Genomic DNA, 518 nt, shown 5'->3' on the forward strand with positions numbered 1-518 from the left:
GTATAACGATGATCTGTATAACTTATGTCGCTAGGAGTGTTTGTTCCTTGAAAACTACATATAGACAAAAAAAGCGCCTTGACGAATGATCATCAAGAACGCCGTGTAAAGATTAGACACCTTTATTATACGGCACTTTTATAAAAATGTCATGCGTGAGTATTTGAGTGATGAACAGCAATCACTTTAAATGCTGTATCAGTCTAGAATAAGCGTGCGGAATAGCTGTAGTCAGCTTGATGGCTATAAATAGCCTACTAGGTTGCCACGAAGGCTTAAAGCCGTTAGCAACTGATAAGCGCCATGATGGATGCAGAACCGGAGCGAATTCTAAATATAAAATCAAATTTCATGATCGGTTGAAAATAAATAAAAAAAATGAAATGGGGATATGAAAAATGAACTTAAACTTTATTGTACCGGATATTAACATGACTTTTGGAGACATGAAATTCATGGGACTTAACAAAGAAAGATATGTTTATGATCGGGAAAACAATAAGCGTACTGACGTACTG

At 35.9% G+C, this 518-nt stretch carries 2 pseudogenes; both read left to right on the forward strand.

Annotated elements, in window-relative coordinates:
• Positions 1–236 precede the first annotated feature (236 nt).
• A pseudogene (locus tag RVS70_RS23470) lies at positions 237–353 on the forward strand (hypothetical protein); the annotation flags it as partial.
• A gap of 45 nt (positions 354–398) precedes the next feature.
• Positions 399–518, forward strand: a pseudogene (gene helP, locus RVS70_RS22015) (helicase processivity factor HelP); the annotation flags it as partial.

Origin of the sequence: Virgibacillus sp. M23 (genome assembly GCF_034190895.1) — a bacterium.
In the GTDB taxonomy this organism is placed as follows: Bacteria; Bacillota; Bacilli; order Bacillales; family Amphibacillaceae; genus Virgibacillus; species Virgibacillus salarius.